We start from the raw sequence: 25,308 nt of genomic DNA, 5'->3' as shown, positions 1-25,308 counted from the left end.
GACCCTGCCTATCGCCAAGGAGCCTTCCATGCGCGCCATCCTGATCGCCGCCGCCCTGTTGACCGGGGCGGCGCCCGCCGCCGTCGCCACGGCGGCCTCCGCCCAGACGGCGCAGGCCGCTGCGCCCGCCCGCAGCCCGCAGTTCGAGCGCGACCGCCAGTCCATCCTGGCCCAGGCGGGCGAGTTCCGCGTCCACTTCGACATGCGCGAGAACGTCAGCTTCGTCGCGAACTACGACCCGCTGGAAGAGCAGCTGTCCAGCGGCACCGAAATCGTCCGCGTCGTCTATGACCACGGCGACCGCATCAGCCTGCAGCACATCCTGGTCATGGAGCACGGCGGCAAGAGCATCGTCGTCAAACACTGGCGCCAGGACTGGACCTATCAGCCGCAGAGCGTCCTGACCTATGTCGGCGACAACACCTGGCGCACCTCGCCCGTGCCCGCCGCCGAGCGTGAAGGCGCCTGGTCCCAGACCGTGTGGCAGACGGACGATTCCCCGCGCTATGGCGGCGTCGGCCGCTGGAGCTACGACAACGGCCTGCGCGCCTGGACCTCCAACCCGACGTGGCGGCCGCTGGCCCGTCGCGATGCGACGCGCAACCCGATCTATGACCGCTATCTGGGCACCAACCGCCACATCCTGAAGCATGACGGCTGGGTCCATATTCAGGACAATCTGAAGCTGTCGGGCCGGGACGGCGGCGAGCCGGTCGCCGTGGTGCAGGAAGACGTCATCAACAGCTATGACGCCTCCACCGCCTTCTCGCCCAAGGCGGGCGACGACTACTGGGCGTCGACCAAGACCTACTGGGCCGCCGTGCGCGACGCCTGGGACGCCGTGATCGCCCGCGACGGCGGCGTCCATGTCGAGGAAGAGGCCGAAACCGGCGCCATCACCGCCCCGCCCCTGATGACGCTGGCCGACAAGATCCACGCCGGCGAACTGACCACTGAGGCGGCCGTCGCCCAGGCCCGCGCCCTGATCGAGGCGAACGCCCGCTGATGCAGCAACGCCCCCGCTCCGGCCACGGAACGGGGGCGTTTTTTCAGTTCAGGACGTAACCCTCAGACCTCAGTGCTCGCCCATGCCCTCGGCCGGCTTGGGCGCAGAGCCTGAACGGACCTCGGCTTCGATGCGGGCGCCGACATCCGGGTCGATGCTCTTCCAGTAGTCGAAGGCCCGCTCCAGCACCGGCGAGCGCACCCCGTCCATCAGACTGCCCGCCACCTGATCGACCAGTCTGGCGCGCTGGTCGTCGTTGAACACCTCACGCACCAGTATGCCCGGCTGAGTGAAGTCGTCGTCCTCGGCGTGCAGGGTATAGGCGCTGCGGACCATTTCGCCGTCCGCCTCCCAGCCGTCGGCCACCGGCCCCGTCTCATCCGACCAGGTGCGGCCGCCGCTGTTGGGCACATAGACCGGCTGGGCGCCTGAGTGGTGATAGGCCATCTGCCCGTCGAACATATAGGTATTCACCGGAACTTTGGGCTGGTTCACCGGCAGCTGGTGGAAGTTGGTGCCGATGCGGTTCCGCTGGGCGTCGTTATAGGCGAAGGCCCGCCCCAGCAGCATCTTGTCCGGCGACAGGCCGATGCCGGGCACGGTGTTGCCGGGCGAAAAGGCCGCCTGTTCGATCTGGGCGAAGAAGTTCTCGGGGTTGCGGTTCAGCGTCATCACCCCGACCGGGATCAGCGGATAGTCCCTGTGCGACCAGGTCTTGGTCAGGTCGAACGGATTGATGCGATAGGTCGCCGCCTCGGCATAGGGCATGACCTGGACCGACATGTCCCAGACCGGATGCTCGCCACGCTTGATGGCGTCGAACAGGTCGCGGCGGTGGAAGTCGGCGTCGGCGCCCGACTGGGCCGAGGCCTCGTCGTTCGAGAAGAAGGCCATGCCCTGACGGGTATGGAAGTGGTATTTGACCCAGAACTTCTCGCCCGCGGCGTTGACCCACATATAGGTGTGCGACCCATAGCCGTTCATCTGACGCCAGGTGCGCGGCAGGCCCCGTTCGCCCATCAGATAGGTCACCTGATGCGCCGTCTCGGGGTTGTTGGTCCAGAAGTCCCACTGCATGTGATTGTCGCGCAGGCCTGAATCCGGCAGTCGCTTCTGGCTGCGGATGAAGTGCGGGAACTTCATCGGATCGCGCACGAAGAAGACCGGGGTGTTGTTGCCCACCAGGTCGTAGTTGCCTTCGTCCGTATAGAATTTCAGCGAGAAGCCGCGCACGTCGCGCCAGGTGTCCGGGCTGCCCTGCTCGCCCGCCACGGTCGAGAAGCGGGCCAGCATTTCGGTCTTCGCGCCCGGCTGGAACAGGGAGGCCTTGGTATAGGCCGAGACGTCGTGCGTCGTCTCGAACACGCCGAAGGCGCCGGAGCCCTTGGCGTGGGGCTGGCGCTCGGGAACCTTCTCGCGGTTGAAGTGCGCCATCTGCTCCAGAAAATGCACATCGTGCAGCACGATCGGCCCGTCCGGCCCGATCGTCAGCGAGTTACGATCGCTGACCGCCGGAGCGCCTGCGCCAGTCGTAGAGTTGGGGGTGGAGCCTGAATTCTGCGGGTTCATCGCCTGCCTCCTGTATCGCCCGGCGCCTGGGTTACGGTCGGGCCTGCACCATGAAATGGCCGGGCGACGCGAAAACGCAACCTGAGCAATCCGCCGAACCGTTCAAACTACCGTCAGGAGAAAAGGCGGCGAGGCCCGGTGCGACCTTCAGGCCCGACCTTCAGGCTTGGGCGGCGCTGTCGCCCATCGCTGTCGTCAGCATCGCCTGCGGAACCGGCGTCCGGCCCCGAGCCTGAGCCTCAGCCGGCTCAGGAAAAATGCTGATCAAGGCAGCCGCCGCCAGGGCCGTGGCCCCGATGATCAAAGGCGCAATGGCGCGTGGCGCAATCCCGAACTTCATCCTGTCGCCCCCTGTCTGCGATCAAGCCGAGTCTAGGCGGGGTTCGCAAAGGTCAGCGCACGCTTTGACTACGATCCCGCCAAGATCAGGCGACACGGATTCGGCAAACCATCGCTATGCGGAGCGATCCGCTCACGGCGCCGGAAACACGATCCGCGCCTTCAGGCCGCCTTCGGGCGCATCCCCCAGTTCAAGACGCGCCTCATAGAGGTGCAGCAGGTCGCGGACGGCCGCCAGACCCAGCCCTGCGCCGGGCCGGGACGGGTCCAGCCTCATGCCGACGTTGAAGACGGCGCTGCGCTGATGCTCGGGAATGCCCGGCCCATCGTCGCGGACCTCCAGCCCGTTTTCCGTTCCAGCCACGATCACGGCGCCCGTCGCCCATTTGCAGGCGTTATCGACCAGGTTGGAGACGATCTCGGCCAGATCGCCGCTGTCGCAGGGCAGAACGCAGTCGGGCGGCGTCTCTGAGCGGATAACCAGCCCCTTGTCCGCATGCAGCCGCCGCAGGGCGACGAGGATTTCTTCGACCAGAGGCGCGGCGCGGGTGACGGCGCTGCTGTCGCGCGTCCCGGCGGCGGCGGCGCGCGCCAGATGATAGTCCATGTGCCGCCGCATGGCCTCGCACTGTTCCAGCAGGAATTCGGCCGACCCCGCATCCCCGGACAGGCGCAGCTGTTCGGCCTCGCCCGCGATCAGGGCCAGCGGCGTGCGCAGATGGTGGGCCAGGGCGCCGGACTCGGTTCGGGCGCGCGCCACCACCTGGGCCTGACCGTCCAGCACGGCGTTCAGCCGCTGGACCAGAGGCGTGAACTCGGTCGGCGCATCCAGCGACAGTCGCGTGATCCGCCCGCGCCTCAACCGTTCGACCTCATCGCCCAGACGCAGCACCGGCAGCAGGCCGAACCACACCAGCACCGTCGCCCCGATCAGCAGCAGCACGGCGGTCACGACGATGGAGGCGACCAGATCGCGGTGAAAGGCGACAATCTGCTCCTGCAACAGTTCATGGCTGGACGCGATGGTGACAAGGGCGGGCGCCTCCGGCCCCAGCGGCGTCCAGACGCTGCGTTGCAGCAGGATGTCGTCGCCCCGCCGCGCATCGCCCCACAGCGGACTTTCCCGGTCGGCCCGCAGGGGCCGCCCCTCCAGCGAGGGCGACATCAGCGGCGCCCAACCGGCCGGCTCGATCTGCCAGTAGAGGCCCGACCCCGGCACATTGAACAGAGGGTCGGACAGGGGCTGGTGGTCCTGCGCCGCCTTCAGTCCGTCGCGCCGGATCAGGATGACCAGTTCGTCGTGGTGGTGATCCAGTTCGCTGCGGAACCGCTCGGTCGTGTGGACGCGATACAGGTTGGCCATGAACAGCCCGGCCATCACCATGGCCAGAATCACGGCGACCGCCGCTGCAAGGATCAAACGCAGACGCAGGCTGCGGATCATGCGCCGCCTCACGCGATCAGCCTGTAGCCGAAGCCCCGGACGGTCTCGATCTGATCGCGACCGATCTTGCGTCGCAGGCGGCCGACCAGAACCTCGACCGTATTGGCGTCCCGGTCGGCGTCCAGCCGATAGAGGCCGTCCATGATGGCCTGCCGCGACAGGGTCCGCCCCGGATTATAGAGCAGCAGCTGCAACAGGCGGAACTCATTGCCGGTCAGGGCCAGCGGCTCGCCGTCACGCCAGGCCTGACCATCGGCCGGGTCCAGCGCCAGCGCGCCCACGCTCAACCGCGTGGCGCTGTGTCCCGACGCGCGGCGCGCCAGCGCATGAAGACGGGCGATCAGCTCTTCGATGCGGACCGGCTTGACGATGAAGTCGTCGGCGCCCGCGTTCAGTCCATCGACCTTTTCACGCCAGCTGCCGCGCGCCGTCAGGATCAGCACCGGCGTCGCCACGCCTGAGCGGCGGATGCTGCGCACGAACTCCAGTCCCGACATCCCCGGCAGGCCGATGTCCACCACCAGAACCTGAAAGCCGTCGGCGACAAAGCCCAGGGCGTCCTCGGCCTGAGGCACCCATTCGCAGATGACGCCATGCCGGGCGAGGTTGGCGACCGTCCGCTCGGCCAGCCTGACTTCGTCCTCAATGAGAAGAATTCGCATAAGGCGCCCATTGGCAGCATTTTGACAGCTTAGGCCAATAGTTATCGCTCCGGTTCATTACCGGGGGCGTGAAAATGATACATCGGGCGACCTGCGCGTCGGCGCTTGCCTTGGTCTGGCTGCTGGGCGCCTGCAGCGGCGACAAGGCTCAGGCTCCTGAAGACCCGGCCCCGGCCGCCGCTGAGGCCAGGGGCGTCCTTCCCCTCAGCGCCGAACAGATCACCGGTCTGGGCATAGGGTTCGAGACGGCGCAGGCCGCGACCGAGGCCCCCCTCGGCTCCATCCCGGCCACGGTGGCGCCGCCGCCGAACGCCCGCGTCGCCGTCGCCGCCATCATGCCCGGCGTCGTCACCCGCACCCTGGTGGTCGAGGGCGATCAGGTGCGCGCCGGACAGGCGCTGGCCGTCATCGCCGCACGTGAACTCTTCACCCTGGGCGCCGCGCGCGAACAGGCCTCCGCCCGCGTGGAGATGGCGCGCGCCAACAACCGTCGTCTGCAACAGCTGGCCGCCGAGGGCGTCATCGCCGGCGCCCGCGCCGACGAGGCCCGCGCCGCACTGCGCGAGGCCGAGGCCGAACTGGCCGAACAGCGCCGCGTGCTGCAACTGGTCAACGGCTCGCCCGCACAGGGGACCTATACGCTGAAGGCGCCGATCGCAGGCCGCGTCGCCACGGCTTCGATCGAGACGGGCAGTCCCGTCGACGGCGCCACGGCCGCCTATGTCATCGACGCCGCCAACCAGTATGAGCTGACCGCCCAACTGCCCGAGCGCATGGTCGGCCAGGTGCGGCCGGGCATGGCCGTGGTGCTGCCCGACGGCGTGCGCGGCCAGATCACCAGCGTCGGCGCGGCGCTGGATCCACAAACCCGTTCGGCCCTGCTACGGGCCAAAATCCCGGCGGCCGAGGGCGTGCTGTCCGGCCGCGCGACCTCCGTCGTGGTCATGGGACCGACCGAGGGGACCGCCGTGACCGTGCCGACCCCGGCCATGGTCATGCTGGACGGCCAGCCGTCCGTCTTCGTGCGAACGGCTCAGGGCGTCGTCATACGCAAGGTGGATACGGCGACCGGCGCCGACGGCCTGACCGTCATCCGCACGGGCGTCGCGGCGGGCGAGGCCGTCGCCGTGCGCGGCGTCAGCGAGCTGAAATCCATCGCGGGACAGAACTGAAATGCTGCGCGCGCTCGTCGCCTGGTCGCTGTCCTATCGGCTGCTGATCCTGGCCCTGACGGCGGTGCTGGCCGCCGCGGGGGCCTGGGCCTATTCGCGCCTGCCGGTGGACGCCTATCCCGACATCTCCCAGACCCAGGTCAAGATCATCCTGAAGGCGCCGGGCATGACGCCCGAAGAGGTCGAGACCCGCGTCATCGCCCCCATCGAGATGGAGATGCTGGGCCTGCCGAACCAGTCGGTCCTGCGCTCCATGGCCAAATACGCCATCGCCGACATCACCATCGACTTCCACGACGGGACCGACATCTACTGGGCGCGTCAACAGGTGGGCGAGCGGCTGGCGGGCGTGATGGCCGAACTGCCGCCGGGGGTCGAGGGCGGCATGGCGCCGATCGCCACCCCCCTGTCCGACATGCTCATGTTCACCATCGAGGGGCCGCTGTCCCTGTCGGAAAAGCGCGAGCTGCTGGACTGGACCATCCGCCCGGCCCTGCGCACCGTGCCGGGCGTGGCCGATGTGAACGCCCTGGGCGGTCATGTGCGGACCTTTGAGGTGCGGCCCGATCCGGTGGCGCTGGCCGCCGCCCGCCTGAGCGTCGACGACCTGCGCGAGGCGATCGAGCGCGGCAACCGCAACGACGGCGCCGGACGGCTGGCCATGGGCGAAGAGACGCTGATCGTGCGCGCGGTCGGCGCCGTGCGCGACGCCGCCGATCTGGAGCAGGTCGTGGTCACAGCGCGCGAGGGGCGCATCGTGCGTCTGGCCGATGTGGCCAGCGTCGGCGTCGGCTCGATCACCCGCTACGGCGGCGTCACCGCCCACGGCGACGGCGAGGCGGTTCAGGGTCTGGTCATCGCCCTGCGCGGGGCCGACGCCCGTCAGGTGGTCGAGGGCGCCCGCGAACGCCTGACCGAGCTTGAGGCCAGCCTGCCCAAGGGCACGCGACTGGATATCTTCTATGACCGTTCCGACCTGATCAATCGCGCCGTCAGCACGGTGCAGAAGGCCCTGCTGGAGGCCACCGTTCTGGTGGTCATCCTGCTGATCCTGTTTCTGGGCGACTGGCGTGCGGCGGCCATTGTGGCGGCGACCCTGCCGATGGCGGCCCTGTCCACCTTCCTGTTCATGGGCTCGGCCGGGCTGTCGGCCAATCTGATGAGTCTGGGCGGGCTGGCCATCGCCATCGGCATATTGGTCGACGGCGCCGTCGTGGTGGTCGAGAACATCGTCGAGCGCCTGAACCACGCCAAATCGAACGACACGCCGCGCCTGAACATCGTCTTCCGCGCCACGGCCGAGGTGATCGTGCCGGTGTCGGCGGGCATCGCCATCATCGCCCTGGTCTTCCTGCCGCTGCTGTCGCTGGAAGGGCTGGAGGGCAAGCTGTTCGCCCCCGTCGCCCTGACCATCACCTTCGCCCTGGCCGGATCGCTGCTGCTGGCGCTGACGCTGGTGCCCGTGCTGGCCTCCATGGGGCTGAAGGGCGGCGCCCACGGCGAGCCGTGGATCATGCGTCGGCTGAACCCGCTCTACGCCCGCCTGCTGAACGGCGCCTTTGCGCGCAAGAAGCTGGTCTATGGCGTCGCCGGGCTGGGGCTGGCGCTGGCGGCGCTGGCCTATACAGCGGTGGGCAAGGCCTTCATGCCGACGATGGACGAAGGCGCCGTGGTCATTCAGGCGGCCAAGCTGCCGACCATCGGCCTTGACCGCTCCCTCGCCCTGACCAACCGCATCGAGGCCGAACTGATGCGTCAGGTGCCCGAGGTCAGCGGCGTCATCTCGCGCACCGGCACCGATGAACTGGGTCTGGACCCGATGGGTCTGAACGAGTCCGACCTGTTCGTCACCCTGAAGCCCGCCAAGGAATGGCGCGGCGACCGCGAGTTCGTCGTCGAGGAAATGCGCCGTGCGCTGGAGGCCATGCCCGGTCTGGACGTCACCTTCACCCAGCCGATCGAGATGCGCGTCGCCGAGATGCTGACCGGGGCGCGCGGCGATCTGGTGGTCAAGATCTTCGGCCCCGATCTGGCCGTGCTGTCGGATCTGGCGGGCAAGGTCCAGAGCGCCCTGCACGACACCCCCGGCGCCGCCGAGGTGACCACCGTGGCCAATGACACGGTCGATTATCTGCAGTTGGACATCGACCGCGCCGCCGCCGGACGCGCCGGAATGCCGGTCGAGACGCTGCAGGACACCCTGCGCGCCCAGCTGGAGGGCCTGTCCGCAGGCGTGGTGGCCGAGGGACAGAAGCGCATCCCCGTCGTCATCCGCGGCGACGAGACCATCCGTCAGGACGCCGGGCGCTTCTCGGACATGCAGCTGATGACCCCGACCGGACAGTTGGCCCGCGTCAGCGATCTGGCCCACATCAACCGCACCGAAGGCCCGATCCGCATCGACCACGAAGACGGCTCGCGCTACGCCCTTGTGCAGGCCTTCGTCTCGGGCCGGGATCTGGTCGGCTATGTCGACGACGCCCGCGCCCGCGTGGCCGAAAAGGTCGAGGTTCCGGCCGGCTACCGTCTGGTCTGGGGCGGTCAGTTCGAGAACCAGCAGCGCGCCTCGGCCCGGCTGATGATGGTGATCCCGGCGGCCCTGCTGCTGATCTTCTTCGTCCTTTACGCCACGCTGAAGTCGCTGCGCGCCTCGGCGCTGATCCTGGCCAACATCCCGTTCGCGGCGGTGGGGGGGATGATCTCCCTGTGGGCGACGGGGCAGTATCTGTCGGTCCCGGCCTCGGTCGGCTTCATCGCCCTGCTGGGCATCGCCGTGCTGAACGGTCTGGTGCTGGTGGTCTATTTCCGCCAGCTGCGCGAGGAGGGAACGCCGCTGGCCGAGGCCGTGCGCATCGGCGCGGCGCGGCGCTTCCGTCCCGTCATCATGACCGCCAGCATCGCCGCCTGCGGTCTGGTGCCCCTGCTGTTCGCCACCGGGCCGGGGTCCGAGATCCAGAAGCCGCTGGCCATCGTCGTCATCGGCGGCCTGATCACCTCGACCCTGCTGACGCTGGTGCTGCTGCCCATTCTTTACGAGCGGTTCGGCGAAAGCCGTGAGGAGGCGCAGGCATGAGCCGCATCGTCCTGACCTGTTTCTGCGCGCCCGGAGACGCCGATCTGGTGGGCCAGTTGCTGCGCGACGGCGCCGCCGCTCCCGTCCATATGCGGCGCGAAGAGGTTCTGGGCCGCGACTTCGGCGACGCCCGCAACGGCGAGCGCGTGTCCGGCAGCCTCAGCCGCATGGCCCTTGAGGTCGAGATGGACGAGGCCGCCCTCGACGCCCTGATCGAGGCCCTGAGCGGCCTCAGAAGACGCCAGCCGCTGCGCTGGCGCGTCACCCCCGTTCTGGCCGGAGGCCGTCTGGCATGAGTCTCGCCGTTCTGATCGCCGCCCAAGTCGCCGCCATGAGCGCCCCCATGAGCACAACAGCGCCGCTGCCGACCGCCCCTGCGCCGGTTGAAGCGGCCGTCGCCTCGCCCGCATCCGACCTGCCGCCCGAGGCCATGGCCCGGCAGGCGCTGGCCGACCATCCCGGCGTCGCCGCCTCTCGCGCCCGCGTCGGCATGGCCCGCGCCGAGGCCGAGGCCCTGCGTCGCGGCCCCCATGAAATCACGCTGGAGGGCGCCGCCGGTCGTCGCGACATCCACGGGGAGGGCGGCTTCAACGAGTTCGAGACCGGCCTGTCGCGCAGCTTCCGCCTGCCGGGCAAGGCGGCGCTGGACCGTCAGGCGGGCGATCTGGGGCTGGAGGCGGCGGGCGACCGGCTGGCGCTGGCGCGCCGCGACGCGGCCCTGTCGCTGGCCGCCCTGTGGTATGACTGGCTGCGCGCCGCCGAGGTGCAGCGCAACGCCGCCGAACTGGTCCAGACCCAGACCGCCGTGGCCCAGGCCACCCGCCGCCGCGTCGAACTGCGCGACGCCGCCGAACTTGAGCTGGAACAGGCAGGCGTCGCCCTCGCTATGGCCGAGGCGCAGATGCAGGACGCACAGGCCGAGCACGACCGCGCCCGCCTGCTGCTGGCCGGGCGCTTTCCCGAAATGCCGCTGCCGGACGAGGCCCCGCGCCTGTCCGATCCGGCGATGAATTCCGACGACATCCGCATGCTTCAGACCCTCATCATCGACCGCAGTCTGGAGACCGCCGCCGCCGCGCGTGAGGCCGAGCGTGAAGCGGTTCTGGCCCGGCGCGCCCGCGCCGACCGATACGCCGACCCCAGCGTGGGCCTGCGTCTGTTCAGCGAGCGCGGCGGCGACGAACAGGGGGCGGGCGTGACCGTCTCCATCCCGCTGGGCGGCGGCCATCGCCGCGCCCTGGCCGATCAGGCGACCGCCTCGGCCTCGGCCGCCCTGTCCGAGCGCCTGCTGACCGAGCGCGAGGTCATCGCCGCCGCCAACGCCGACGTCGCCGAACTGCGCGCCCGCCTCGCCAGCTGGCGCGCCGGGCATGAGGCCGTCAGCCGCGCCGAACGCAGCGCCGCCCTGTCGGCGCGGGGTCAGGCCCTGGGCGCCATCGACCTGACCGACCGCCTCTATGCCGAGCGTCAGGCCAATGAGGCCCGCCGTCTGGAGATCGACGCCCGCGCCGCCGCCCGCGCCCTCACCGCCGCCCTTTCCATCCGCGCCGGGCTTCTGTGGCCCCAGTGATGCCCGCCCTCTGATCCGTTTGCGGAGGATGTCGACGGTCTTTGAACAAGCGTCACTGTTTCTGACCCTAAGTGGAGAAATTCTACATTAGAGACGCCGCCGCACCGTGCCTTATTGCGCGCCCATTTGTGACTTTTATTGCGGTGCAGCATCATCATGTTACGGCCCTCCCTGACCGTTCTCGCCTTTCTTTCCGCGGCCGGGGCGTGCGGCGCCGCCCAGGCTCAGGGGCAGGTTCAGGACTCTGAAAATCTAACGGCCCACTCCGTGTCCGACGTCGTCGTCACCGGGTCCAACATCCGCAAGGCCAATACCGAAGGCTTCAACCCGGTTCAGGTGATCGGGCGCGAGGAACTGGAAAGCTCGGGCAAGTCGACGACGGCGGACCTGCTGCGCTCGATCTCGGCCAACACCGGCAACGGCTCGAACGAGACGCAGAACAGCGGCTGGTCGTCCGGCGCGGCGGGCATCGGCCTGCGCGGCCTGTCCCAGAAGAACACCCTGGTGCTGCTGAACGGACGGCGCGTGGCCAACTACGGCTTCCCCGGCGGCGGTCTGTCGGACACCTTCGTCAACCTGAACGCCCTGCCGATGGTGGCGACCCAGCGGCTGGAAGTGCTGAAGGACGGCGCCTCGGCCGTCTATGGCTCGGACGCGGTGGCGGGCGTCACCAACATCATCACCCGCCAGAACTTCCAGGGTCTGGAGTTCGGCGCCAGCTATGGCGTCGCCGGTCAGGGCGGACTGGAGACCTCGACCGCCAAACTGGTCGCCGGCCACGGCGATCTGGAGACGGACGGCTACAACATCCTGCTGTCGCTGGAGGCTTATACCCGCAACCGTCTGGATCAGGACCAGCGCGACCTGACCAAGAGCGGCGTCTACACCGACCTGCCCGGCGGCCGCTGGAACGGCTGGTCGGCCAAGGGGGCGCGCTTCCTGGTTGACGGCAAGTCCGTGCCCTTCCTCAACGCCCAGGGCCAGTGCCCCGAGGGCATGGTGCTGACCGCCAGCGCCCCGATCGACGGCCTGTCCGGCGACACCTGCGCCATCAATCTGGCGCCGCACACGACGCTGATCCCCTCGACCGACCGCTATCAGGCCTATCTGTTCGGCACGAAGCGTCTGACGCCGCAGATCGAGGCCTTCGGCGAGGTGCTCTATTCCTACGTCGAGGGCGCATCCCTGTTCGGCTCCAGCCCCTTCTTCACGCTGGAGGGCGGGCGGTTCGCGCTGAACGCCCAGACCGGGCTGGCCGAGCCGGTGTCCAACCTGCTGCCCGCCAATAATCCTTATAATCCCTACGGCGTCGCCACGCCGATCGAATACACCTTCTTCGATCTGGGCCGGACGCTGAAGACCAATGAGTCCAAGTCCTATCGCGCGCTGGGCGGCGTGCGCGGCCGCCATGACCGCTTCGACTGGGAGGCCGCCGTCTTCGCCTCGGGCAGCGATGAGCGCGAGACGGTGTCGGGCGGTTTCGCCCATCGCTGGAACCTGGCCGACGCCCTGGCTGACGGCACGCTGAACCTGCACGATCCGGGCGCCACGCCGCAGGCCGTGCTGGACGGCATCCGCCTGTCGACCCTGCGTCCGGCGGAGTCGCGCCTCTATGGGGCCGACTTCAAGATCTCGGGCGAGCTGTTCAACCTGCCCGCCGGTCAGATCGGCTATGCCGCCGGGGTCGAATTCCGCCACGAAAGCCTCGTCTCGACCAATCCGTGGCAGATCGACGCCGGGCTGCAGATCCGCCCCGCCATCGCCGCCGTCGACGGCAAGCGCGACGTCTGGGCCGCCTATGCCGAGTTCAACATTCCGGTCCTGAGCAACCTCGACGTTCAGGTCGCCGCGCGAGCCGATGAATACAGCGACTTCGGCAGCGCCTTCTCGCCCAAGGCGGGCGTGCGGTGGAAGCCGCTGGACTGGCTGGCGCTGCGGGCCTCGGCCTCACGCGGGTTCCGGGCGCCGTCGCTGTCGGAGAACTCGGCCTCGACCATGATCTCCTACGGCTCGGTCATCGACCCCTATGATCCTGACCTGCCCAACTCGCGTCAGAGCCCGACCTTCTTCACCGTCGGCAACACCAATCTGGAACCGGAAAAGACCCGATCCTACAATCTGGGCTTCGTCTTCACCCCGACGCGCGACACGGCGCTGAGCATCGACTGGTATCAGATCAAGCTCGACAATCTGATCGGCACGGGAAACACCACCGCCATCGTCCAGACGAACGACCCCGCCGACGTCATCCGCGACGCGCGCGGCAAGCTGCAGGCCGTCTACAACCGCTACCGCAACCTGACGGCGCTGGAGACGTCGGGCTTCGACGTGGACTTCAGCCAGCGCTGGCGCACCGAGGGATGGGGGACGTTCACCGCCTCCAGCGCCTATACGCACCTGCTGGAGTACAAGCGGCCGAACGCAGCGGGCGGGCCGTTGCTGGACTATGCTGGATCGAACCGCGGCTCGACCCTGCCGGCGCACAAGGCGACGACGCGGCTGGCGTGGAACCGCGATGTCTTCGACGCCAATCTGGCCTGGTATTACACCTCGGGCTACGATCAGGTCCCCGAAGTCGCCGGGCAGAAACGCGTCGACGCCTATCACCAGTTCGATCTCTATGCGGCGTGGTCCGGGCTGGAGCGCGTGACCCTCTACGCCAAGATCGAGAACCTGCTGGACGAGGCGCCGCCGCATGACGCCTCCTTCCCCGGCGTGCGCGCCCCCTATGACTTCGGCCAGTACGATCTGCGCGGGCGCTATTTCCGCGTCGGCTTCGATGTCCGCTTCTGATCCCTTTCGTATCGAGACCTGACACCATGAGCGTTCAACACGCCCGTTCACCCCTGCGCCGTCTGCTGACCGGCGGCGCGGCGGCGGCGATCCTGCTGGGCGGCGTCGCCCTGACGGCGCCCGCCCCGGCCCTGGCCCAGAGCGGCTATTTCTTCCCACAGGCGGCGGCGGGAGATTTCGACCCCGCCATTCCGACGCCCGAAGCCTTCCTCGGCTATCCGATCGGCACGCACTACACGCGCCACGACCGCATCGTGGACTATCTGCGCGAACTGGCCCGCCTGTCGGACCGGGTCACGGTCGAGGAGATCGGCCGCAGCTATGAAGAGCGGCCCCTGCTGTCCGTGGTCATCACCTCGGGCGCCAATCAGGGCCGGATCGACCAGATCCAGCGCGCCCATATCGCGGCGGGCGATCCCGGCGGCCCGGCCGCCACGGCCGACGCCCCGGTGGTCGTCGGCCTGTTCTACAGCGTCCACGGCAATGAGACGTCCAGCGGCGAGGCGGCCCTGCTGACCGCCTACTACCTCGCGGCCGGGCGCTCGCCCGAGGTGCTGGACTGGCTGGACAAGGCCGTGGTCGTCATCGACCCGTCCCAGAACCCCGACGGCCGCGACCGCGCCGCCAACTGGCACAACGCCTGGAAGAACCAGCCCGCCGTCTCGGACCCGCAGGACAAGGAGCACGTCGAGGCCTGGCCCGCCGGGCGCATCAACCACTATTTCACCGACCTGAACCGCGACTGGCTGGCGGTGACGCAGAAGGAGACGCGCGCCAAGCTGGAGGCCTTCCACCGCTGGCGCCCCAACATCCAGATCGACTTCCACGAAATGGGCGCGGGCAGCACCTATTATTTCGAGCCCTCGCCCGCCAGCATGGAAAGCCCCCTGCTGCCGCGCGCCAGCTATGAGTGGAACGTGACGCTGGCCAAGTATCACGCCCAGGCGCTGGATAGCCTCGGCTCGCTCTATTACACGCGCGAGACGTTCGACAACTTCTCGCCGGTCTATGGCTCGACCTATCCCGACTTCCACGGCGGGGTCGGGGTGACGGTCGAACAGGCCAGTTCGCGCGGTCTGGTGCAGGACACGGCCAACGGCCCCCTGACCTTCCCCTTCACCATCCGCAACCAGACCAACGTCGGACTGGCCACCATCCGCGGCGCCGTCGCCGAGCGCGCCGGGCTGCAGGCCTTCCAGCGCGACTTCTTCCGTTCGGCCGTCGAGCAGGGGCGGCGCCATTCCAGCCAGGCCTTCGTCTTCGGCGACGCGGCCGATCCGGGCCTGACGCGCCAGACGCTGGACCTGCTGCTGGCTCACCACATCCAGGTCCATCCGCTGACCGAGCGGGTGACGCAGAACGGCCGCGTGTATGAGCCGGGCAGCGCCTATGTCGTGCCCTCGGCCCAGCCGCAGTTCCGGCTGGTGCACTCCATCTTCGACCGGACGCCGCCGACAAAGGGCAGCGTCTACGGCAGCACCTCCTATTCGGTCGCCCTGGCCTATGGGCTGAAGAGCGACGGCCTGCGCCGCGTCCCCGCCCACGGGTCCGCCGTGACCGAAGCCCCCGCCGCAAGCGGCGGCGTCAGCGGACCTGAAGGCGCTTATGCCTATGTCGTCGACTGGCGCGATCTGAACGCACCGCGCGTTCTGGCCGCCCTGCTGCGTCAGGACGTGCGCGTCCGCGCCGCGTTCGAGCCGCTGACCGCAAGGACGGCGGCGGGCGACAGCGCCTTCGGGCGCGGCTCCCTCGTCGTCACTGCGGCGGGCCAGCCGCTGGACGCCGCCGCCCTGCGCGCCGCCGTCGACACCGCCGCGCGTGAGGCAGGCGTGGTCGCCCACGCCGTCTCGACCGGCGCGAGCGTCGCCGGCGTCGATCTGGGCAGCGACAATGTGAAAGTGGTGCGCGCGCCGCGCATCGCCCTGATCATGGGCGAGGGCGTCAACGCGACCGAGATCGGCGCGACCTGGTTCGCCCTCAGCGAGCGGCTGAACTATCCAGCGACGCGGCTGGACCCGTCGCAACTGGGCCGCGTCCCGCTGGGCGATTATGACAGCATCGTCCTGTCGGGCGGGCGCTATGACCAACTGGGCCAGCCGACGGTCGAGGCGCTGAAGGCCTGGGTGCGGGCGGGCGGCTCGCTGGTCGTGTTCGGCAGCGCCGCACGCTGGGCGGCCGACAACGGCCTCGCCCCCAAGGCCGCGTCTGAAGAGGATAAGAAGAAGACCGAGGTCGAACGCCGCGACTATGCCGATCGCGGCGCCGTTCAGGGGGAACAACGCACGGCGGGCAACGCCCTTTCGGCCGACGCCGACATCAGCCACCCGCTGGCCTTCGGCCTGTCGCGCCGCGACCTGTTCGTGAACAAGGAGACGGACGTCGTCCTGACGCCCGTGGCCGATCCCTTCGCCAACGTCGTGCGGATCGACGAGCGGCCCCAGGTCAACGGCTATCTGCCCGAGGCCCTGCGCGCCCGTTCGGCCGGTTCGGTCTGGGCGCAGGTGAACCCGGTCGGGGCGGGCAATGTCGTCCTGTTCGCCGATGACCCGGCGCACCGCAAATACTGGCTGGGGACCGAGCGGCTGCTGATCAACGCCCTGTTCCTGTCCAACCATCTGGGCGGTTCCGGCCGCCGCTGAGGCGAAGCGGCGCAGGCCTCAAACCTGCGACTGGCTATCATTCGCTTGTCCAGCGTCCTAATATGCCCGCTTCCGGTTCGAGCCGGAGGCGGGCGTATCCTCCAGCGCCCGTCGACCGCGCCGGTAGCGGTCAGGAGACGCTGAACCATGACCGACGCCCCCCTGCACCACGACATCGTCATCGCGGGCGCAGGCCCGGTCGGTCTGGCCTTCGCCCGGTCGCTGAAGGGGTCCGGCCTCAGCATATTGATCGTCGATCCCCAGCCCGAAGAGGCGCTGGCGGCCCCCGCCTTCGACGGGCGCGAGATCGCCCTGACCCACCGTTCGATGGCGATCCTGACCGAGTTGGGCGTGCGCGACCGGCTGGATCCGGCCGACATCTCCGACCTGCGGCAGGCGCAGGTGACGAACGGAACCGCCCCCCACGCCCTTCAGTTCGAGCCGCAGGATCGCAGCGGCGGGCGTCTGGGCGTGCTGGTCCCCAACCACCGCATCCGTGAAGCCCTTTATCGCCTGACCGTCGATCAGCCCGGCGTCGACATCCGCGCCGGACGGCGCATCGTTCAGGCCCGCATCCGCCCCGGAACACAGCGACAGCCCGGCGGCGCCGCGCTTCGTCTGGATGACGGAACCGCCCTGACGGCGGGCCTGCTGGTCGCAGCGGATTCCCGCTTCTCCACCGTGCGGACGCAGCTGGGCGTCGGCGCGGACCTTCACCCGCTGGGCCGCTCGATGATCGTCTGCCGGGTCCGCCACGACCGCGACCACGACCACGTGGCCGCCGAATGTTTCGACCACGGTCAGACCCTGGCCTTCCTGCCCCTGAACCCGGACGCGGACGGGTTTCGTTCGTCCATCGTGCTGACCCTGCCGACCGCCGCCGCCGAAGATCTGGCCCAGGCGTCCGACGCCGTCTTCGAGGCCGAACTGAACCGGCGCGCCCGGGGCCGCCTCGGGGCGATCCGGGTCATCAGCCCGCGCCACCTCTATCCCCTGACCGTGACCTGGAGCCGCCGTTTCGCGGGCGAGGGGTTCGCCCTGATCGGCGACGCCGCCGTCGGCATGAATCCTGTGACGGCCCACGGCTTCAACCTGGGCCTGAAAGGTCAGGACCGGCTGGCCCGTCAGGTGCTGAAAGCCCATGCGCGCGGCCGCCCGATCGGCGACGCCAGTCATCTGGCCGCCTTTGAGGCCGGGCACAGGCGCGACGCCCTGCCCCTCTATGCCGAAACCAACGCCATCGCCCGCCTGTTTTCAGACGAGCGCCTGCCCGCCCGGGCGCTGCGCAAGGCGGTGCTGAAGACGGCGCAGAAGCTGCCCCCCTTCCGCCACGCCGTCAGCGCCATGCTGACCGACGGCGGCGCGCGGCCGGTGCGGTTCTGAGGCGAAAAACGCAAGACTGCGTTTGCAATTGATACTCCTTCTCAATAAATTGGACAGGATCATCCGGTCGCGTTCCGCGCCCCTCCCCTGCCCAAGGTCGCCGCATGTCCACCCCGAACCGGCCCGCTTCCGCCCTCGCCGACCGGCGCCCGCCCCTGCCGCCCGAACCGTCGGTCAACGGCGCCGTCCTCGACCACGGCGTGCTCTATCGGGAGCTGTCGCACGGCGTCTATGAGGTGCGGTGCAACCCACGCGACGGCGCCGTCTATGTCGCCTCCGCCCTGGCCATCAGCGGGGTGAAAGGCGGGGTGATCTACCGGCTGGATCCCGAGACGCTGGAGCCGGTCGGCGCCATCCACACCGACCGGGGCAATTTCGGCCTGATGCTGAATGCGGCGGGCGACCGCCTGTATTCGACCAATCCGCGCGACCAGAGCCTGACCGGCTTCAATCTGGACGACGACACGGTCATCGGCCGCCTGGACTTTCAGGACGTCGGCGCCGACGGCCAGCGCTTCGGCCCGCGCGAAGTCATCTACGACGCCGAACGCGACCTGCTCTATGTCGGCGGCATCGGCGATCCGGCCGTCATCTGGGCCGTCGACGCCCGGACCCTGCAACTGAGCCACACCATCCGCAACGTCGGCAAATGGGTGACCGGCCTGATGCTGCACCCGCGCACCGGCGACCTTTACGCCCTGAACGGCGACAGCGAGGTGCTGATCATCGACCCGGCCTCGGGCGAGGTGCGCCAGCGCTTCCGTCCGGCCGGAGACGCCCAGGCCCTGTGGCTGAACCTGGCGCTGGATGTCGAGCGGAACCGCCTCTACATCACCGACCATTCGCGGCTGAAGACAGTGCTGATCCTTGATCCCGACACCGGCCGGAATCTGGGCGAACTGCCCGAGGCGGGCGAGTCCATGGGCATACTGCTGCACCCCGAACGGCGCGAACTCTACATCTCGCACCGCGAGCGCGGCGTGATCTCGACCTGGGACGCCGACACCCACGCCCTGAAACGCACGGTGCGGGCAGGCCCCTATCCCAACAGCCTGTGTCTGGGCGCCGACGGCCGGACGCTCTACGCCACGGTGAAGACCCCCTTCACCGCCGACTACGCCGCCAGCAAGGTCGAGAGCGTCCTGCGCATTCCGCTGGACTGAATCCGACGCGGGCGCGGCCGGATCGCGCCCCACAACCGCTGCGGCGCATTGACAAAATCCGCCGCAGGCCAGACATGACGGCGTCATTCCAAGGGGGCCTTCATGGGCAATGAACTCGACGAAGTCACCGGCTCGGTCAATCAGACGGGCCGGGACATCAACGTCATCGAAAAGCAGATTCCGGTGACGGTCGGCGTCGGCTCCACGATCTTCGAGATCGCCCTGTGGGTCGCCATTCCCGCCGTCGCCCTGGCCGCCACGGCCATGGGTCTGGTCCCCGCGCCCAAGGGGCTGGCGGCTGCGGCCGTGGGCGCCCTGCCCGGTCTGATCTTCCTGTTCATGAAGATCAACGCCCTGGCCTATCTGCGCAAGCTGCAGCAGAAGATTCAGGCCGACGCCTCACAGATCGACAACTATCTGGAACAGCGGGTCATCATCCTGAACAACGTCGTCGGCCTGTTGAACACGGCGGTCGATCTGGACAAGGACGTGATGAAGAGCGTCGCCGCCCTGCGCAGCGGCGCCAACGCCACGGACGCCCAGCGCAACGCCGCCTCGGCCCAGATGGACAGCGTCCTGTCGCGCATCAACGTCGCCTTCGAGGCCTATCCCGACCTGAAGGCCCACGCCGCCATCGCCGACGCCATGCAGCAGAACAGCTATCTGCAAAAGGAAATCACCGCCGCGCGCGCCCTGTACAATGACACGGTGGCGATCTGGAACCAGGACATCTTCGCCTGGCCGACCAAGCAGATCGTGGCCGCGCGCAACCGCTACACCACCCGCATCCCCTTCACGGCCAGCGCCGAGACCAAGGCCGCCGCGCGGGAGACCTTCTTCTGACCGAAGACGTCCACGAACCGCTCGACCACTATCAGGCCAGCCTGAAGGACGCCCACCAGAAGCACACGGCCGACTTCTTCGAAGACCTGGTTCGCACCTCGCGCGTGGATGAGGCGGCCAACGCCAAGACGGTTCAGGAAATCCGCGACCTTGAACAGCAGGGCAAGGCCTCGGGCGCCAGCACCCGCTGGTGGAAGCTGCTGCGCGTTGTGGTCTTCATCGGCGTGGCGGCGACCCTGTTCATGGCCTATCGCCAGCATCCGGCCTGGCTGGCCGGCGCGGGCGCCCTGCTGGTCGCCGTCTTCGCCAAGCTGAACCCCATCATCAAGGCCGGGAACAACCGCACCCAGGCCCTGGCCGAGGCGCGCGCCGAAAAAGAGGCCCTGGCCTGGGGTCAGATGGCCGGGCTGAACAGCCTGTTCGACTGGGACATCTTCTCGCGACTGGTCAGCAAGACCTTTCCCCGCGTCGAACTGGACCCTTATTTCACCCACGCCCGGCTGAACAGCCTGCGCCAGTCCTACGGCTGGAACGACGCCTTCAACAACAGCCGCTCGGTGATGTTCGCCCACACCGGCGTCGTCAGCGGCAACCCCTTCATCCTGGCCCAGACCCTGAACCACTGGATCGGGTCCAAGACCTACAACGGCAGCCTGACGATCCACTGGACCGAACAGGTGCGCGATTCCAACGGCCGCTGGAGCACGGTGTCGCGCTCACAGACCCTGCGGGCGTCGGTCAACAAGCCCTTCCCCGACTATGACACCGAGTCGATCCTGATCTACGGCAACCACGCGGCGCCGGACCTCAGCTTCAGCCGCCAGCCCTCATCCCTGTCTGGGCTGGATGATGGCGTCATCAACAAATGGCGCAAGAACCAGGCGATCAAGAAGCTGGAAGCCAAGGCCCGCAAACTGGCTTCCGGCTCAGGCTTCACGCCCATGGCCAACCGCGAGTTCGACGCCCTCTTCGCGGCGGGCGACCGCGATCACGAAGTCCAGTTCCGCATGCTGTTCACCCCCCTGGCCCAGCAGGAGATGGTGAAGATCCTGAAAGACAAGGCCGTCGGCTTCGGCGACAATTTCGTCTTCACCAAGCTGCAGAAAATCAACGCCGTCGAGCCGAAACACCTGACCGGCATGGACATCAGCGCCGCGCCCGAGAGCTTCCGCTTCTACGACCTGACGGCGGCGCGGGCGCACTTCAACGCCTATCACAATGACCTGTTCAAGGCCTTCTACTTCAGCTTCGCCCCCATCCTCGCCATCCCGCTTTACCAGCAGCACCGCCCGGCCGAGGACATCTATGCGGGCGTCATCCAGGGCTCGTGTTTCTGGGAGCATGAAGCCATCGCCAACTACATGGGCGAGGGACGCTTCAGCCACCCCGACAGCATCACCCGCAACGTCCTGAAGACCGCCAGCCACGGCGACGAGGACGGCGCCCAGAAGGTCCAGGTCACGGCCCACGGCTTCCGGGGCGTCAACCGGGTCGACCACATCTCCGTGCGCGGCGATGACGGCTACACCCACCAGGTGCCCGTGCACTGGGTCGAATATATCGCGGTCGACCGCACCTCAGATATCCTGGTGTGCGAAGACGCTCCGCCCGCCCCATCAGAACCCGCCACGAATGAAGCCGCGTCTGAACAGACAGCAGCGCCGCGCTGGCGCAGTCACTTCGCCCGACACGGCCTGTCCCCCGAAAACGCCATCGCCCGCCGCTCGATCTTCGCGGCTCTGCTGAACTGAAGGTGGAAGCGCTCTTGATGCCTTTTCGGCATTAACGCCGAACAAAACGGCATTTTAGATCATGAGATGCGGCGCCTAAGGTCTGTTTCAACGAAAACAGGCGGAGGCGACAGGGTGCAGGGATCAGCGATTGAACGGGTGGAGGCGATCGTCCTCGACGTGCCGACGATCCGGCCGCACGTCCTGTCGGTCGCCACCATGCAGTCGCAGACCGTGGTCCTGGTGCGGCTCTATTGCGCCGACGGCGTCGAAGGCGTCGGCGAAGGCACCACAATCGGCGGCCTGAACTACGGCGGGGAAAGCCCCGAAGGCGTCAAGCTGGCGATCGACACCTATTTCGCCCCCCTGCTGATCGGCGCTGACACCACCCGCCCGGCCATGATTATGGAGCGCCTGCGCCGCTCGATCATCGACAACCGCTTCGCCAAGAACGCCGTCGAGACGGCCCTGCTGGACATTCAGGGCAAGCGTCTGGGCGTGCCGGTCAGCGAGCTTCTGGGCGGGCGCGTTCACGACCGCCTGCCGGTGCTGTGGACGCTAGCCAGCGGCGACACCGCCCGCGACATCGCCGAGGCCGAGGTCATGCTGGCGTCGGGCCGCCACACCGCCTTCAAACTGAAAATCGGCAAGCGTCCGGTGCAGGAAGATATCGCCCACGTCGCGGCGATCAAGCTGGCGCTGGGCGACCGGGCCAGCATCCGCGTCGACGTCAATCAGGCCTGGAGCGAAGCCGCCGCCAAGCGCGCCCTGCCGCTGCTGGCCGAGGCGGGCGTCGACCTGATCGAACAGCCGATCCGCGCCCATGCGACGGCGGGTCTGGCGCGGCTGACGGCCATGGGTCTGGTCCCCGTCATGGCCGACGAAGCCCTGCAGGGTCCCGAAAGCGGCTATGCCCTGGCGTGCAGCCAGTCGGCCGATGTCTTCGCTCTGAAGATCGCCCAGGCGGGCGGGCTGACCGCGTGCAAACGACTGGCGGACGTGGCCCGATCGGCGGGCGTGGCCCTTTACGGCGGCACCATGCTGGAGGGGCCGGTCGGCACCATCGCCTCGGCCCAGCTGTTCTCCACCCTGCCGGAGATCGAGTTCGGCACCGAACTGTTCGGCCCCCTGCTGCTGACCGAGGAACTGCTGGCCGAGCCGCTGCACTATGCCGACGGCTGCCTGACCGTGCCGAACGGGCCGGGTCTGGGTCTTAAGCTGAACGAGGACGCCATTGCGGCGCTCCGGCGCGACCGGAGCACGCGCGCCCCGGCCGCTGCGCCCAAACTGGTAGCGGGGTAAGCCGATGCTGTTTCATGTGACCATGGATGTGCGCATCCCGCACGACGCCGACCCGGCCAAAATCGACAAGCTGAAGGCCGAGGAGAAGGCCCGCGCCCAGGACCTGCAGCGTCAGGGAATCTGGCGTCACCTGTGGCGCGTGGCGGGGCGTTACAGCAACGTCAGCGTCTTCGACGTCGCCGACGCCCAGACCCTGCACGACCTTCTCAGCACCCTGCCGCTGTTTCCCTACATGGACGTCCAGGTCACCGCCCTGTGTCGCCATCCGTCATCGATCCACGAGGACGATCGTTAAAGAGCCCATCAGGGCCGAACATACTGGAGGAAGACCATGACCGAAGATTTCGTCGCCACGCCCGAGATTCAACAGCTTCTGGACCGCGCCAGCGGCATGACCGTCGAGGGCGGCGATCCCCGTCTGAAGGCCATCATGCGCGACGTCGTCGAGGCCCTGATGCGCACCATCGTCAAGCACGACATCAGCGAGAACGAGTTCTGGGGCGCGATCAAATTCTTCCAGGACGGCGCCCAGGAGTTCGGCCTGATCGTGCCGGGTTCGGGTCTTGAGCACTTCATGGACCTGTTCCTCGACGCCAAGGACGCCGAGGCGGGCCGCACCGGCGGCACCCCGCGCACCATCGAAGGCCCCCTGTATGTCGAAGGCGCGCCGCTGGTCGAAGGCGACAGCGTCAACCTGACCGACGACGCCGATGACACCGACACCCTGTATATGACCGGCAACATCACCGGCCCCGACGGCGAGGCGCCCGCCGACGCCATCCTTCACGTCTGGCACGCCAATTCGAAGGGCTTCTATTCCCACTTCGACCCGACCGGCGAACAGACGCCGTTCAACAACCGCCGCCGCATCAAGATCGGCGCGGACGGCCGCTACTATTTCAGCTCCAAGATCCCCAGCGGCTATTCGGTGCCGCCGGACGGCCCGACCGACCGGATGCTGAAGGCCGTCGGTCGCCACGGCAACCGCCCGGCCCACGTCCACTTCTTCGTCGAAGCGCCCGGCTATCGTTCGCTGACGACCCAGATCAACTTCGGCGACGATCCGTTCGCGGCCGACGACTTCGCCTTCGCCACCCGCGACGGCCTGCTGCCGGTGCCGCAGCGTCAGGGCGACAGCGCCTATGTCGCCTTCGACTTCACCCTGCAGCGCGCCGCTGAAAAGACCGACGAAAGCCTGTCCGGCCGCGCCCGCGCGGCGGCCTGATCGAAAGACCTGCGGTTCGTGTCCAAGATTTTCGCTTCTCCCCGCGCCGCGCTCGAGGGCCTGTTGTTCGACGGCATGACCATCATGTCCGGCGGCTTCGGGCTCTCGGGCAACCCCGAGAGCCTGATCCCCGAGATCCGGGCTTCCGGGGTCGGCGGGCTGACCGTCATCTCCAACAATGCGGGCGCCGACGGCTTCGGCCTGTGGATGCTGCTGGAGAGCCGTCAGGTGAAGAAGATGATCTCCAGCTATGTCGGCGAGAACAAGCTGTTCGAGCAGCAGTATCTGTCCGGCGAGCTGGAGCTGGAACTGAACCCGCAGGGCACTCTGGCCGAACGCATCCGGGCGGGGGGCGCAGGCATCCCCGCCTTCTATACCAAGACCGGCGTCGGCACCGTTGTCGCCGAGGGCAAGCCCGTCGAGACCTTCGAGGGCGAAGACTATGTGCGCGAAACCTGGCTGCGCGCCGACCTGTCGATCATCAAGGCCTGGCGGGCAGATCCGGCCGGGAACCTGATGTTCCGCAAGACGGCGCGCAACTTCAATCCGAACATGGCGACGGCCGGAAAGACCACCGTGGTCGAGGTCGAGGAGATCGTCCCCGAAGGCGCCCTCGATCCCGACGCCATCCACACGCCGGGCATCTATGTCGACCGCATCGTCCTGAGCACCATCAACGAAAAGCGCATCGAGAAGCTGACGACCCGTCCGCGCGAGGAGGCCTCGGCATGAGCTGGACCCGCGACGAGATGGCCGCCCGCGCCGGACAGGAACTGCGCGACGGCTACTATGTGAATCTGGGCATCGGCATACCGACGCTGGTCGCCAACCATGTGCCCGAAGGCGTCCGCGTCACGCTGCAAAGCGAGAACGGCCTGCTGGGCATCGGGCCCTTTCCCTATGAGGGCGAGGCGGACCCCGACCTGATCAACGCCGGAAAGCAGACGGTGACGGTGCTGCCGACCTCCAGCTTCTTCTCGTCGGCGGACAGCTTCGCCATGATCCGGGGCGGTCATATCGACATGGCCGTGCTGGGGGCGATGGAGGTCGCCGCCAACGGCGATCTGGCCAACTGGACCATCCCCGGCAAGATGGTGAAGGGCATGGGCGGCGCCATGGATCTGGTCGCCGGGGTCAAGCGCATCGTCGTCGTGATGGACCACGTCGCCAAGGACGGCTCGCCCAAGATTCTGGAGCAATGCGCCCTGCCCCTGACCGGCCGCAAGGTCGTGGACCTGATCATCACCGATCTGGGCGTCATCGCCGTCGACCGCAAACAGGGCGGCCTGACGCTGATCGAGACCGCGCCCGGCGTCACGGTCGAGGAGATCACGGCCAAGACCGGCGCCCCGCTGGCCATCGCGGCGGCGGCGGCATGACCGCCCTCATGCAGGG

At 68.2% G+C, this 25,308-nt stretch carries 19 protein-coding genes; 16 read left to right on the top strand and 3 right to left on the bottom strand.

Going from position 1 to position 25,308, the window contains the following annotated elements; translation table 11 throughout:
* Positions 1-28 precede the first annotated feature (28 nt).
* Entirely contained in the window at positions 29-1,006 is a 978-nt protein-coding gene (locus ABE454_RS06695) for a DUF6607 family protein (protein WP_346530308.1), read from the top strand.
* Between the two features lie 69 nt (positions 1,007-1,075).
* Here the strand turns inward: ABE454_RS06695 and ABE454_RS06690 are convergent, their stop codons facing one another.
* The 3 genes from ABE454_RS06690 to ABE454_RS06680 all read right to left on the bottom strand — a co-directional run bounded on the left by ABE454_RS06690 (position 1,076) and on the right by ABE454_RS06680 (position 5,020).
* Positions 1,076-2,575 carry a catalase gene (locus tag ABE454_RS06690; RefSeq protein WP_346530305.1) on the bottom strand — a complete coding sequence of 500 codons (1,500 nt, stop codon included), beginning with the start codon at positions 2,573-2,575 and terminating at the stop codon, positions 1,076-1,078.
* A 472-nt stretch (positions 2,576-3,047) separates the two neighbouring features.
* A complete protein-coding gene (locus ABE454_RS06685) occupies positions 3,048-4,358 on the bottom strand; it encodes an ATP-binding protein (RefSeq protein ID WP_346530302.1) in 1,311 nt (436 codons plus the stop codon).
* Between the two features lie 8 nt (positions 4,359-4,366).
* Complete coding sequence (locus tag ABE454_RS06680) at positions 4,367-5,020, bottom strand: response regulator transcription factor (protein ID WP_346530299.1); 654 nt, start codon at positions 5,018-5,020, stop codon at positions 4,367-4,369.
* 110 nt (positions 5,021-5,130) lie between these two features.
* Between ABE454_RS06680 and ABE454_RS06675 the strand changes: the two genes are divergently transcribed.
* The 15 genes from ABE454_RS06675 to ABE454_RS06605 all read left to right on the top strand — a co-directional run bounded on the left by ABE454_RS06675 (position 5,131) and on the right by ABE454_RS06605 (position 25,292).
* Positions 5,131-6,192, top strand: coding sequence for an efflux RND transporter periplasmic adaptor subunit (locus ABE454_RS06675; RefSeq protein ID WP_346530297.1), 1,062 nt, complete (start codon positions 5,131-5,133; stop codon positions 6,190-6,192).
* 1 nt (position 6,193) lies between these two features.
* Positions 6,194-9,265 carry an efflux RND transporter permease subunit gene (locus ABE454_RS06670; protein ID WP_346530295.1) on the top strand — a complete coding sequence of 1,024 codons (3,072 nt, stop codon included), beginning with the start codon at positions 6,194-6,196 and terminating at the stop codon, positions 9,263-9,265.
* Complete coding sequence (locus ABE454_RS06665) at positions 9,262-9,561, top strand: DUF3240 family protein (RefSeq protein WP_346530292.1); 300 nt, start codon at positions 9,262-9,264, stop codon at positions 9,559-9,561. Before ABE454_RS06670 ends, ABE454_RS06665 begins: the two co-directional genes overlap by 4 nt.
* Positions 9,558-10,835 (top strand): TolC family protein, encoded by a 1,278-nt coding sequence (locus tag ABE454_RS06660; RefSeq protein WP_346530289.1) that lies wholly within the window; start codon positions 9,558-9,560, stop codon positions 10,833-10,835. The genes ABE454_RS06665 and ABE454_RS06660 overlap by 4 nt, the downstream gene beginning before the upstream one ends.
* Positions 10,836-11,102: 267 nt before the next feature.
* Positions 11,103-13,628 (top strand): TonB-dependent receptor, encoded by a 2,526-nt coding sequence (locus ABE454_RS06655; RefSeq protein ID WP_346530287.1) that lies wholly within the window; start codon positions 11,103-11,105, stop codon positions 13,626-13,628.
* A 26-nt stretch (positions 13,629-13,654) separates the two neighbouring features.
* On the top strand, positions 13,655-16,267 hold the full coding sequence (locus ABE454_RS06650) for a M14 family zinc carboxypeptidase (protein ID WP_346530284.1): 2,613 nt from the start codon (positions 13,655-13,657) through the stop codon (positions 16,265-16,267).
* Between the two features lie 147 nt (positions 16,268-16,414).
* Complete coding sequence (gene ubiM, locus ABE454_RS06645; protein WP_346530282.1) at positions 16,415-17,650, top strand: 5-demethoxyubiquinol-8 5-hydroxylase UbiM; 1,236 nt, start codon at positions 16,415-16,417, stop codon at positions 17,648-17,650.
* A gap of 104 nt (positions 17,651-17,754) precedes the next feature.
* Complete coding sequence (locus ABE454_RS06640; protein WP_346530279.1) at positions 17,755-18,813, top strand: YncE family protein; 1,059 nt, start codon at positions 17,755-17,757, stop codon at positions 18,811-18,813.
* Between the two features lie 102 nt (positions 18,814-18,915).
* Positions 18,916-19,656: a LemA family protein gene (locus ABE454_RS06635; RefSeq protein WP_346530276.1), complete on the top strand. Its 741-nt coding sequence runs from the start codon at positions 18,916-18,918 to the stop codon at positions 19,654-19,656.
* Positions 19,551-21,407, top strand: a complete 1,857-nt coding sequence (locus ABE454_RS06630; RefSeq protein WP_430825889.1) for an MAG1210 family protein — start codon at positions 19,551-19,553, stop codon at positions 21,405-21,407. Before ABE454_RS06635 ends, ABE454_RS06630 begins: the two co-directional genes overlap by 106 nt.
* A gap of 114 nt (positions 21,408-21,521) precedes the next feature.
* Positions 21,522-22,688, top strand: a complete 1,167-nt coding sequence (locus ABE454_RS06625) for a muconate/chloromuconate family cycloisomerase (protein ID WP_346530272.1) — start codon at positions 21,522-21,524, stop codon at positions 22,686-22,688.
* Positions 22,689-22,692: 4 nt separating this feature from the next.
* Positions 22,693-22,983: a muconolactone Delta-isomerase gene (catC, locus tag ABE454_RS06620; RefSeq protein ID WP_346530270.1), complete on the top strand. Its 291-nt coding sequence runs from the start codon at positions 22,693-22,695 to the stop codon at positions 22,981-22,983.
* A gap of 36 nt (positions 22,984-23,019) precedes the next feature.
* A complete protein-coding gene (locus ABE454_RS06615; protein WP_346530268.1) occupies positions 23,020-23,913 on the top strand; it encodes a dioxygenase in 894 nt (297 codons plus the stop codon).
* Positions 23,914-23,922: 9 nt separating this feature from the next.
* The gene (locus ABE454_RS06610) at positions 23,923-24,645 is read left to right on the top strand and encodes a CoA transferase subunit A (RefSeq protein WP_346530644.1); all 723 of its coding nucleotides are present in this window, start codon (positions 23,923-23,925) and stop codon (positions 24,643-24,645) included.
* Complete coding sequence (locus ABE454_RS06605) at positions 24,642-25,292, top strand: 3-oxoacid CoA-transferase subunit B (protein ID WP_312294609.1); 651 nt, start codon at positions 24,642-24,644, stop codon at positions 25,290-25,292. Before ABE454_RS06610 ends, ABE454_RS06605 begins: the two co-directional genes overlap by 4 nt.
* The last annotated feature ends 16 nt before the right edge of the window (positions 25,293-25,308 follow it).

It is taken from the genome of Brevundimonas diminuta (genome assembly GCF_039673845.1).
Taxonomy (GTDB): domain Bacteria; phylum Pseudomonadota; class Alphaproteobacteria; order Caulobacterales; family Caulobacteraceae; genus Brevundimonas; species Brevundimonas diminuta_E.
This window is presented reverse-complemented; position numbering and strand designations above follow the sequence as displayed.

Bases quoted from the DNA above. Each gene is read 5' to 3' on its own strand.
- ABE454_RS06665 (WP_346530292.1), top strand. From the start codon at position 9,262: ATGAGCCGCATCGTCCTGACCTGTTTCTGCGCGCCCGGAGACGCCGAT.
- ABE454_RS06680 (WP_346530299.1), bottom strand. From the start codon at position 5,020: ATGCGAATTCTTCTCATTGAGGACGAAGTCAGGCTGGCCGAGCGGACG.
- catC (WP_346530270.1), top strand. From the start codon at position 22,693: ATGCTGTTTCATGTGACCATGGATGTGCGCATCCCGCACGACGCCGAC.
- ABE454_RS06670 (WP_346530295.1), top strand. From the start codon at position 6,194: ATGCTGCGCGCGCTCGTCGCCTGGTCGCTGTCCTATCGGCTGCTGATC.
- ABE454_RS06690 (WP_346530305.1), bottom strand. From the start codon at position 2,575: ATGAACCCGCAGAATTCAGGCTCCACCCCCAACTCTACGACTGGCGCA.
- ABE454_RS06615 (WP_346530268.1), top strand. From the start codon at position 23,020: ATGACCGAAGATTTCGTCGCCACGCCCGAGATTCAACAGCTTCTGGAC.
- ABE454_RS06635 (WP_346530276.1), top strand. From the start codon at position 18,916: ATGGGCAATGAACTCGACGAAGTCACCGGCTCGGTCAATCAGACGGGC.
- ubiM (WP_346530282.1), top strand. From the start codon at position 16,415: ATGACCGACGCCCCCCTGCACCACGACATCGTCATCGCGGGCGCAGGC.
- ABE454_RS06640 (WP_346530279.1), top strand. From the start codon at position 17,755: ATGTCCACCCCGAACCGGCCCGCTTCCGCCCTCGCCGACCGGCGCCCG.
- ABE454_RS06650 (WP_346530284.1), top strand. From the start codon at position 13,655: ATGAGCGTTCAACACGCCCGTTCACCCCTGCGCCGTCTGCTGACCGGC.
- ABE454_RS06695 (WP_346530308.1), top strand. From the start codon at position 29: ATGCGCGCCATCCTGATCGCCGCCGCCCTGTTGACCGGGGCGGCGCCC.
- ABE454_RS06660 (WP_346530289.1), top strand. From the start codon at position 9,558: ATGAGTCTCGCCGTTCTGATCGCCGCCCAAGTCGCCGCCATGAGCGCC.
- ABE454_RS06605 (WP_312294609.1), top strand. From the start codon at position 24,642: ATGAGCTGGACCCGCGACGAGATGGCCGCCCGCGCCGGACAGGAACTG.
- ABE454_RS06685 (WP_346530302.1), bottom strand. From the start codon at position 4,358: ATGATCCGCAGCCTGCGTCTGCGTTTGATCCTTGCAGCGGCGGTCGCC.